Raw genomic sequence first — 8,695 nt, 5'->3', positions numbered from 1 at the left:
TTTCCCATGCCCTCCTGGGAAAACGCATCGGCCGTCGAGCCCTCCTCTACGGAGCCATCGTCGGCAACATCCCTGACCTCGACATCCTCGCCAACCCCTGGCTCGACCCCCTCCAGCGCCTCCAATCGCATCGCGGCCTCTCACACAGTCTTCCTGTTCTTGCCGCAGCTTCGCCCCCTCTAGCCTCTCTACTGAAGAAACTCGACCCCACCACCCGTCCAATCCCTTCAACCCTACTCACCCTTACCCTCTTCCTCATCCTCGCAACTCACGCCCTCCTCGACGCCTGCACAGTCTACGGCACCCTCCTCCTCGCACCCTTTTCCAACCACCGATTCAGCTGGAATCTCATCTTCATCATCGACCCCATCTTCACCCTCCCACTCCTCGCAGCCACAATTCTAGCCCTGTGGCTCCCACCTCCTAGAAAAATAACCTCCCTGGCTCCCAAGATAGCCCTCCTCATCGGCACCCTCTACCTCCTCAACCTCCACCTCATCAAATCCCACATCCAGACGCGATTCGAGCGCGCACACCTCACCCAAAACCTCATCACCCTCTCACCCCCCTTTACAGCACCAACCTTTCCAGGCCCCTTACTCTGGCGCCAAATCATACGCGCCCCCGAGGGCTGCTACATAGCCTACGCATCACTCCTTGACCCCCCATCCCTACGCATCACCCACACCCTCCTCCCATTCCCCCTAGCACTCCAAGAACAATGGCAACACCACCCCGCCATCCAAAAACTACAATGGTTCGCCCAACATCACGGCTACCTCTCCGCAGACCCAGACTCCCCCACCTCCCCACCCGCACTCATCTTCCACGACCTCCGCTTCGGAGAAATCCGCACCGATCCTCTCGCCACGCTCACTCCCGAAAATACCTTCGCCATATTCCGTTGGCGTTTCATCCCACGCCCAGATGGCACTTTCAAACTCCACACCCTCCGCCCCACCATCCCACCCCGTCATGCCTTCCCCATCCTATGGCAGCGCCTCCTCGGCCAACCAGTCCTGTAAAAATCCAACCCCACTAAATCGTCACCTAACACTCATACAAAAATCCTTCTAACTCCCAAAATTCCCCCGCCCTCACGACACCCCCACCACACAACCCAACCCCTCACTAAACTCTCACCACAACCATGACCCCCTCCCCCCCTCACACCGCATTCATCCTAGGCGCTGGCCTCGGCACCCGCCTGCGCCCCCTCACCGATCACTGCCCCAAACCCATGCTCCCCATAGCAGGCCGCCCCATGATCACCTACGCCATGGATCACCTCATCCAGCACGGCGTCACCCGCTTCATCATCAACACCCATCACGCCCCCGAAGCCTACTCCAAAGGCTTCCCCCACCATTCATGGAAAAACCACCCCATCACCTTCGTCCACGAGCCAATCCTCCTCGACACCGCCGGTGGACTCAAAAACATCGAACCCCACCTCACCCCCACCGACGAAAACATCTGGCTCTACAACGGCGACATCCTCACCTCCCTCCCCCTCCAGCCCCTCCTCGACGCCCACCTATGCGATCCAACACGCCACATCACCCTCGCCCTCCGCACCCAGGAGCACCCCCGCAACGTCCGCTTCGATCCCACCACCTCGCGCATCCTCGACCTCCGCCATCGCCTCGGAGTTTCCCACGGCCTCACCACCCTCTACGCCGGCATAGCCCTCGTACGCCGCTCATTCTTCTCCTTCCTCATCCCCGGCCGCATCGAATCCCTCGTAGAAGTTTTCCTTCGCATGATCCAAGCCAAAATCCCCGTCCACGGTCACTTGATCAACGAAGGCCACTGGACCGACCTCGGCACCCTCCAAGATTACCAACACACCCTCTCACATCCCCCAAACCTAAACCCTAAACAACCCACCGCTGCATCAACGGACGCATCTGCTGCTGTTCAACTCTCAACCGATAAAACGGCCACAGATAACGAAAAGCCGGTGCAACCGCCTCCCTTTTCATCAACCCCTCCACCTCATCAAAACTAAACACACCCAAAGCCTCAATCTCCTCCTCGTTAGGCTTGAAATCTCCCCCCCCCAGCCATCTCACCTCATACACCCACACAAACTCCCACCCCGTCTCCTCACACGCATCCAACTTAAAGATTGCCCGTAAGCCACGCGCCTTTACTCCCAACTCCTCCTCAAACTCCCGCTCCGCCGCCATCAAATAACTCTCCCCCGCATCCACATGCCCCGAGCACGTCGAATCCCAGCACAACGGATGCTGCCGTTTATACCGGCTCCTCCGTTGCAGCCACACCTGCCCCTTCTCGTCTCGCACGAGCACATGCACCGCGCGATGCCGCAGCCCCTCAGCATGGATCCGCTCCCGAGTCGCCTGCCCGATCACCTCATCTTGAAAATCCACCACGTCATACATCTCTACCGCCATACCGTTCCCTTTCCTTTACGAATCCACCGGCACATACCTCTGAAGCACCACCTGCAAAAACTGCGTCAACGCCCGCCGCGCCTCATGCAGATGCCCCACAAACCGCATAAACGGCCCCACCTCGCCCCAATGCGTCATCAGATAAAACAAAAACCGCACCACCCTCCCCGCCGTCCACTTCGGAACAAACGCCCGCTCCAACGCCCCAATCGGCAACACATCATCACTCGTATCACTCACCACGCGCACAGCTAAAATCGGCACCCCATGCTTTTTGCATAGGCGATAAATCGGCTCCGTCTCCATCTCCACAATCTGCGCCCCATACTCCCGATGAACCGCCTCACGCGCCTCAGGCGTCGCTAAAATCGTATCCGAGCAGTAAAACACCGCCTCACGCCAAGCCTCACTCCTGCCAATCTGCCGCAGCCACTCCGGAGTCGAAAAATTTTTAGCCACCGCCACATCTCCCACGCCCCAGTGATGAGTCAACGCCCCTCCATACCCAGAAACAATCACACACCGCGGCCGCAAAATCTCCAATACACGCTCCATCGTCTCCTGCGCAGATTTCTTCCCCATCCCCACATACACAACCGCCACAGCACGATCAAAAAGAAAGCCCTGCAGCCCCAGCAACTTGCCCGGTAATGGCCTTGCTGATGAAAGCTGCTTCGCCAAAAGCTCCCCCTCGTGCGGCACAGCAAAAGCCACGACAATCATACCCCTCAAACGGCAGCCTCCTGCCCAAGCTTACTACGCAACTCCGACAACTTCAACGTAGACTGAGCCCACGCCCTAGCTCGCTCTTTCTGCTTCTCAGCCAACTTACGATACTCAGCCAAAGCCAAAAGCGTCCAATTATTCCGATACATATCATACTTCAAATAAAACACCGCCGGAAAACCAGTGCCAGTCAGATAAGGCTCACTCCACGAGCCATCCGGATTTTGATTACGACAAAGATAATCAAACCCACGCCGCACCGATTCTCGATTCAGATCCCCACAAGCCATAATTCCCATCAGCGCCCAAGCCGTCTGCGAAGGCGTGCTCGGCCCCTTACCCTTCCGTGACTTATCCACATACGAATCAGGCGTCTCACCCCAGCCCCCATCCTCGTTCTGGCAATGCTCAAGCCAATCCCGCGCCCGCAAAATCCAGTCCTGATTCATATCCTCACCGATGGCTGCCAACCCCCTCAAAGCCTGCCACGTCCCATAAATGTAATTCACCCCCCACCGCCCATACCACGAGCCATCTTCCTCCTGAGTCTCCCGCAAATACCGAACCGCACGACGAATAAACCGCTCCGTCTTGATCGTCCCCAACTTCCCGAAAAGCTCCAGCGCCCGAGCCGTAATATCTGAGCACGTCGGATCCAAAATCGCATTGTGATCAGCAAACGGCACATCCTCCAACCATTTCTTCGTCACATCCTTATCAAAAGCCGCCCATCCCCCATCCTTACACTGAAAACTCTTCACCCATCGCGTCGCCCGCTCAATCACCTGCTGCTTCTCTTCCTCATCTTCCACTTCAATATGCCGCAACGCCAACAACACCTTCAACGTATCATCCACATCCGGATAATAAATGTTGTTAAACTCAAACGCCCACCCGCTCGCCTCAGGATGAGGATTCTTCACTGCCCAATCCCCGCGAATTCGCACCTCTCGATCCATCAACCAACGAGCCGCTTTTCTCAACTCAGGCCGATCCGCAGGCACCCCACTCTCCGCCAAAGCCACCGCAGTAATCGCCGTATCCCAAACCGGCGAAAAACACGGCTGCACACGAAAATCATCTTCCTCCTCATGATACGCCTCAAGCGATTGCAAATCCCGCAAAGCCTTCTTCAACACAGGATGCTCATCAGTGTAGCCAAGCGCCTTCAAAGCTATGCAAGTATAAAGCATCGAAGGCTGAATCGCCCCCAACCCATCCGATCCATCCCCGATCCGCTCCAAAATCCACTCCTCTGCACGCTTCAACGCCCGCTTACGAAACGGCTTCCACGGACAACGCTCCAAAAGACTCAACACCAAGTCACACACCAAAAAGAAATTCGTCAGCGAAAAAATCTTCTTTCGATTCCACGGCAAATGAAACGGCGCCCGCTCCAATCCATAAGGAAACAGCTCGTGAATCTGCTTCTCCTCGGGCAACTGCCGCGTCGGCTTAAAATGATTAATGATCGTCAACGGCACCACCATCGCCCGACTCCACGCCGACATCTCGTAAATATTAAACGGAAACCAATTCGGCAACAAAATCATCTCCGACGGAATCACCGGCAAATGCGTCCACGGATACAAACCCAGCAAAGCTAAAAACAATTTCGTATACGTGTTGCACCGCGGCACACCACCCAACCGCAAAATCGTATGCCGCGCCCTCTGCATCAAAGGCTCACCCGCATCGAACCCCGCCAACTTCAACGCAATATACGCCTTCACCGTCGCATTCAGCTCGCTCGGCCCGCCCGGATAAATATTCCACCCCCCATCAGGAAGCTGCCGCGACAAAATATGCTTCACACACCGCGCCTCTTTCACCGGATCCACCTCACCCCGCCAATGCATAAAAAGCACCACATCACACACCAGCGTCACATCCACAAAAAGCTCCCCGATCCAGTATCCATCGGGATGTTGCGCTTTCAAAAGAAACTCCTGAGAACGCCTCGTCGCCACCTCGATCCGCTGCGCCAAATCCGCCTCCACCACCACACCCACCGCCTCCGCCGTCTTCGTCTGCTGCTGCAACTTCGTATCCGTATCCGTCCTCATATCTCTGATAACAAGCCCGCCATTATGCCCAAACGCCCTCAAAAAGCAAAAAAGAAACATCCACCTCCTCCACACTTGACGATCCCCTTCTCAAAGACTAACACTACACACAACCCACCTTAGCCCATCACACACGCCGACTTAGCTCAGCGGTAGAGCAACGGTTTTGTAAACCGTGGGTCACCGGTTCAATCCCGGTAGTCGGCTCAGCCCCTTGCATCGCGGCCTCGGCAACGGTTAATGCTCAAATCAGGTTCCAGCCTTGGCTTTTTCCTTCCCCATTATTTTCACTTCAGATGATCCCTAAAGGCGAGAGGTTTTGACTTGCGCAGCTTTAATTCTGTTGTCGCTATTTAGGCTGGAATGTAAGTAAATAAGGCGATCGAGGGCTATGAACGACAACTTGAAAGTTTCTGATTTACTGCGCGTATTACAGGAAAGAGAGATCGAGGCAGGGTGTCGGTGGGTGTTGAAGGAAGACCAAATAGGCAATCTTGGGAATAAGGTGTTAAGACAGCTTGCCGAGGTGTGGCATTTCCGTCTGGTTTTTCTGGAGCGACGGACTGTTGAAGAGAATGCGGTGCTGTTAAAGAAGCAGATTAAGAGGAGGGAATTTGAGTGGTTGCAAGAGTATATCGTGCGAGGTTACTTGATTGAGCACCAGCGGGTAATTTTGAAGGGGTTTTTGGATGGGTGCGGAATTCCCAATAAGGATGGGTTTGTAGAGGGCGATGATGTAACGGCAACGACGGATCAATTTGTGAGGGGGTTGGATGCGGTTTTAGGGCGATATGAGCCGAGAGTGCTAGGAGTATATCTGGGTTATCTTTTACTTTGTGGTGGGGATTTTTTCGTGGAGCTGAGGAGGGCTTTGGAAGTCAAGGGGATTGAGGTTCGCGATCTATTAAGTGGCAAAAGTGGCAAAGAAACCTTGCTGGGAGGTGATCGTGAAGAGTTAAAAGAGGAATGCAGGGTTTATTCGTGGCCTGGGTTTGTAGGAGTCTTTACGACATTGGATTATTTACTGATCAGCACGGCCATAGCATCGGCCTTCGGAGAGATGGGAGCCTTGACGCGGGAGCAGGTGGAGGATTTGGTCGAGGAGGTCACGGAGTTAAATTCCAAGCGGCAACATACTTTATTGCACAGAGGCTTTGTGCATGCGTTGTTTGAAAGGCCTTATTGTTTTCATTTTCCTGGAGAGAATACGATCCGGCGGCTTTGGTATTTTACGGGCGTGATACTGGGATTGTTGCGGGCGAAGAAGGAGGGGGAAGTCTTGCAACTATTACGCAAGGAGTCGGAGTTGACAGATGAGCTGTGCAACAGTCTTGAGGTGCGTTGCGGAGCAGTGCTGCTGCCTGAGGTGTTTGATTTGCTATGGAAAGGGCAGGAGTATAGGTTGATCTTGCGTTGGGTGACTCGACATTTGGATCGAGTGCCAGGGTGGCAGCAAAACGATTTGTTAAATAAAATTTATCATCGCACGGCTTCCTTGGTGCGGCGTGGACAGTGGGGTGAAGCTGAGGGTTTTTTGAATTTTATGGATGAATACTTGCGGGTGAATGGCGACAAGACAGATAGTGCATTGCAAGCTTTCCTAGACAGATTGACTCGGAAGCGGGCACAAGTGTATCAGCTCAGGGGAGAGTTTGAGACGGCCAAGAGGTTACTGAGGGAATTAACCGAGAAAGATGAGTTGGAGAATGGAGGGGATGTATGGTGTGATCTGGCCTTGATTGATGCGGGATTTCGGTCGTTAAAAGAAGTGTTGCCTGAGAGAGAGGGATTAGCTCAGACGGTGGTAGCAGCTCTGAAGAAGTCGGAGGCGCTTCTAGAAGAGGCGGTTCAAAAATATCCTCGAAACAGCACAAATGCACATTTTTGTTTAGGATTAATTAAGATCCTAGACAAAGGAACCGCGGATTTACGAGTGGCAATAGATCACCTGAGCTGGGCGTTGGCAGGCATGTCGGAACGGGAAGAGGCCTACGCCGAGGGCGGATTAGTGCAATGGACGCGCTTTTTGTTAGGACTGGCTTTACTAGAAAGAATGGAAGTGGCGGACTTCAAGACTGCACAAGAGTATTTGGAGCGTGCCTTGGAGGAATCAGGGCGGTTTCCACTTGGATTGTGGGAACGAGTAATGGCAGCGGCAGATTTGTTTGACGATAAGTCTTTAGGAGAAAAGGTGGCAGAGCATCTCTTGAGGATAAAAGGAGATGAGGCGTTTGAGCCAGTGTGGAGAAGCGGCCTTGCGGTCTCGGTCAAGTCCCTTCGCCAAAAGTGTATGCGATGGCTCCAGGAAGGCCCCGTATCGGTCCCCGCAAGGTGGGATAGGCTAAAAGATTTATTGAAGCGAGCTTTGATGCATGGAGAACTGGATTTGGCTGAGGAAATACTGGATGGAATGGAGAAAATAGCCGAGCAGGGACACTCTTATCGACAAAAATTTTTGGACTGGCTTGAGGATGATCGAAATTATTCACCTGCGTGGGGCTGGGAAGATGTAACCTGGTGCCGAGTTAAATTTTACGAGCTTCAAGGGCAGCTTGAAAATGCTGCGGCTTTACTGCGCGAGTTGTTCTTCAGATTACTCAGAGGGGATGCAAGAAGTCTTCACGATGCGCAGGATGTGTTCAATCGGATCATCGAACTCAAAGGTGATCAGAATGGCGAGTATCTAGACAACTTAAAGCGTCAACTTGAGCAGCGCTTGGGAACCACTTCGCAACAACGCCCCCATGTCAGTGAGATTCTCGCTGAAAGGCCAATTCGCCTACTTTTCATCGGAGGAGATGAGCATCACGCAGCACATGAAAGCTGGCTTCAATCGGAATTAGCAAAGGGTTTTAAAGGGCACAAGGTATCTGTCGATTTCATCTTTACCGGGTGGAGTTCGAATTGGGGAGTCTATTACGAGCACGTAAAGTCAAGGATAAACGATTGGGACGCACTGGTGATTCATAAGATGATTAGAACGATGTTGGGGCGAAAATTGCGATCACTGTGTGATTCAAAAAGACCCTGGTTCGCCTGCACCGGAGGTGGTAGAGAGTCTATGCTCAGGAGCATCGAATTAGCTGTGGTATCGTTGCACGATTGGTGGGCAAAAAGCCTCCATTAATGTCTTCTAACCCTAAAAATCCATCTAGCTATGAATAAGTGAAAAGGTCAGATCGACGAATGATTTTCAAAAAAACTTTCTCTTCGCGTCACGCACCCTAATCTCCCCCCGTGCCACGTATCTTCGACAATCTCGAAGCCGACCTGTTAACCGCTCTACGTGAGACGCTCGCCAACTCCATTCGCGCTGATTGCTGCGTCGGCTACTTCCACCTCCGCGGCTGGGCCAACCTGGCCGACCTTATCGAAGCCTATCCAGGGACAGACACGGCCTGCTGCCGCGTGCTCATCGGCATGCACCGCGCGCCCGAGGACCTCATGCGCGAAGCCCAACGAGCCTCGCGCAAACCGCAGGAA

Annotated in this window: 6 protein-coding genes, 1 tRNA gene and 1 pseudogene; 5 read left to right on the top strand and 3 right to left on the bottom strand. The window is 53.7% G+C overall.

The window, feature by feature from the left end; translation table 11 throughout:
- On the top strand, nucleotides 1-1,025 hold a 1,025-nt coding region (locus tag NZM04_04145), incomplete at its 5' end, for a metal-dependent hydrolase (GenBank protein ID MCS7063226.1).
- 125 nt (nucleotides 1,026-1,150) lie between these two features.
- Nucleotides 1,151-1,546, top strand: a pseudogene (locus NZM04_04140) (sugar phosphate nucleotidyltransferase).
- A gap of 331 nt (nucleotides 1,547-1,877) precedes the next feature.
- Here NZM04_04140 and NZM04_04135 read toward each other — a convergent pair.
- From NZM04_04135 to shc, 3 genes are read right to left on the bottom strand one after another with little or no spacing between them, the layout of a single operon-like run.
- A complete protein-coding gene (locus NZM04_04135) occupies nucleotides 1,878-2,420 on the bottom strand; it encodes an NUDIX domain-containing protein (protein MCS7063225.1) in 543 nt (180 codons plus the stop codon).
- Nucleotides 2,421-2,435: 15 nt separating this feature from the next.
- A complete protein-coding gene (locus NZM04_04130; protein ID MCS7063224.1) occupies nucleotides 2,436-3,143 on the bottom strand; it encodes a hypothetical protein in 708 nt (235 codons plus the stop codon).
- 5 nt (nucleotides 3,144-3,148) lie between these two features.
- Nucleotides 3,149-5,212: a squalene--hopene cyclase gene (shc, locus tag NZM04_04125; protein ID MCS7063223.1), complete on the bottom strand. Its 2,064-nt coding sequence runs from the start codon at nucleotides 5,210-5,212 to the stop codon at nucleotides 3,149-3,151.
- Nucleotides 5,213-5,347: 135 nt separating this feature from the next.
- Here shc and NZM04_04120 point away from each other — a divergent pair.
- The 3 genes from NZM04_04120 to NZM04_04110 all read left to right on the top strand — a co-directional run.
- Nucleotides 5,348-5,419, top strand: a tRNA-Thr gene (locus NZM04_04120).
- Between the two features lie 184 nt (nucleotides 5,420-5,603).
- Entirely contained in the window at nucleotides 5,604-8,339 is a 2,736-nt protein-coding gene (locus NZM04_04115; GenBank protein MCS7063222.1) for a hypothetical protein, read from the top strand.
- A gap of 110 nt (nucleotides 8,340-8,449) precedes the next feature.
- Nucleotides 8,450-8,695, top strand: a 246-nt coding sequence (locus tag NZM04_04110; protein MCS7063221.1) for a hypothetical protein, incomplete at its 3' end; no start/stop codon positions are given.

The sequence above is a fragment of the Candidatus Methylacidiphilales bacterium genome (assembly GCA_025056655.1).
GTDB lineage: Bacteria > Verrucomicrobiota > Verrucomicrobiia > Methylacidiphilales > JANWVL01 > JANWVL01.
Note: the sequence above shows the minus strand (reverse complement) of the source record. Positions and strands in the feature narration are given on the sequence as shown.

Excerpts from the sequence above, each read along its gene's own strand:
- NZM04_04115 (MCS7063222.1), top strand. The coding sequence starts at position 5,604 with ATGAACGACAACTTGAAAGTTTCTGATTTACTGCGCGTATTACAGGAA.
- shc (MCS7063223.1), bottom strand. The coding sequence starts at position 5,212 with ATGAGGACGGATACGGATACGAAGTTGCAGCAGCAGACGAAGACGGCG.
- NZM04_04135 (MCS7063225.1), bottom strand. The coding sequence starts at position 2,420 with ATGGCGGTAGAGATGTATGACGTGGTGGATTTTCAAGATGAGGTGATC.
- NZM04_04130 (MCS7063224.1), bottom strand. The coding sequence starts at position 3,143 with ATGATTGTCGTGGCTTTTGCTGTGCCGCACGAGGGGGAGCTTTTGGCG.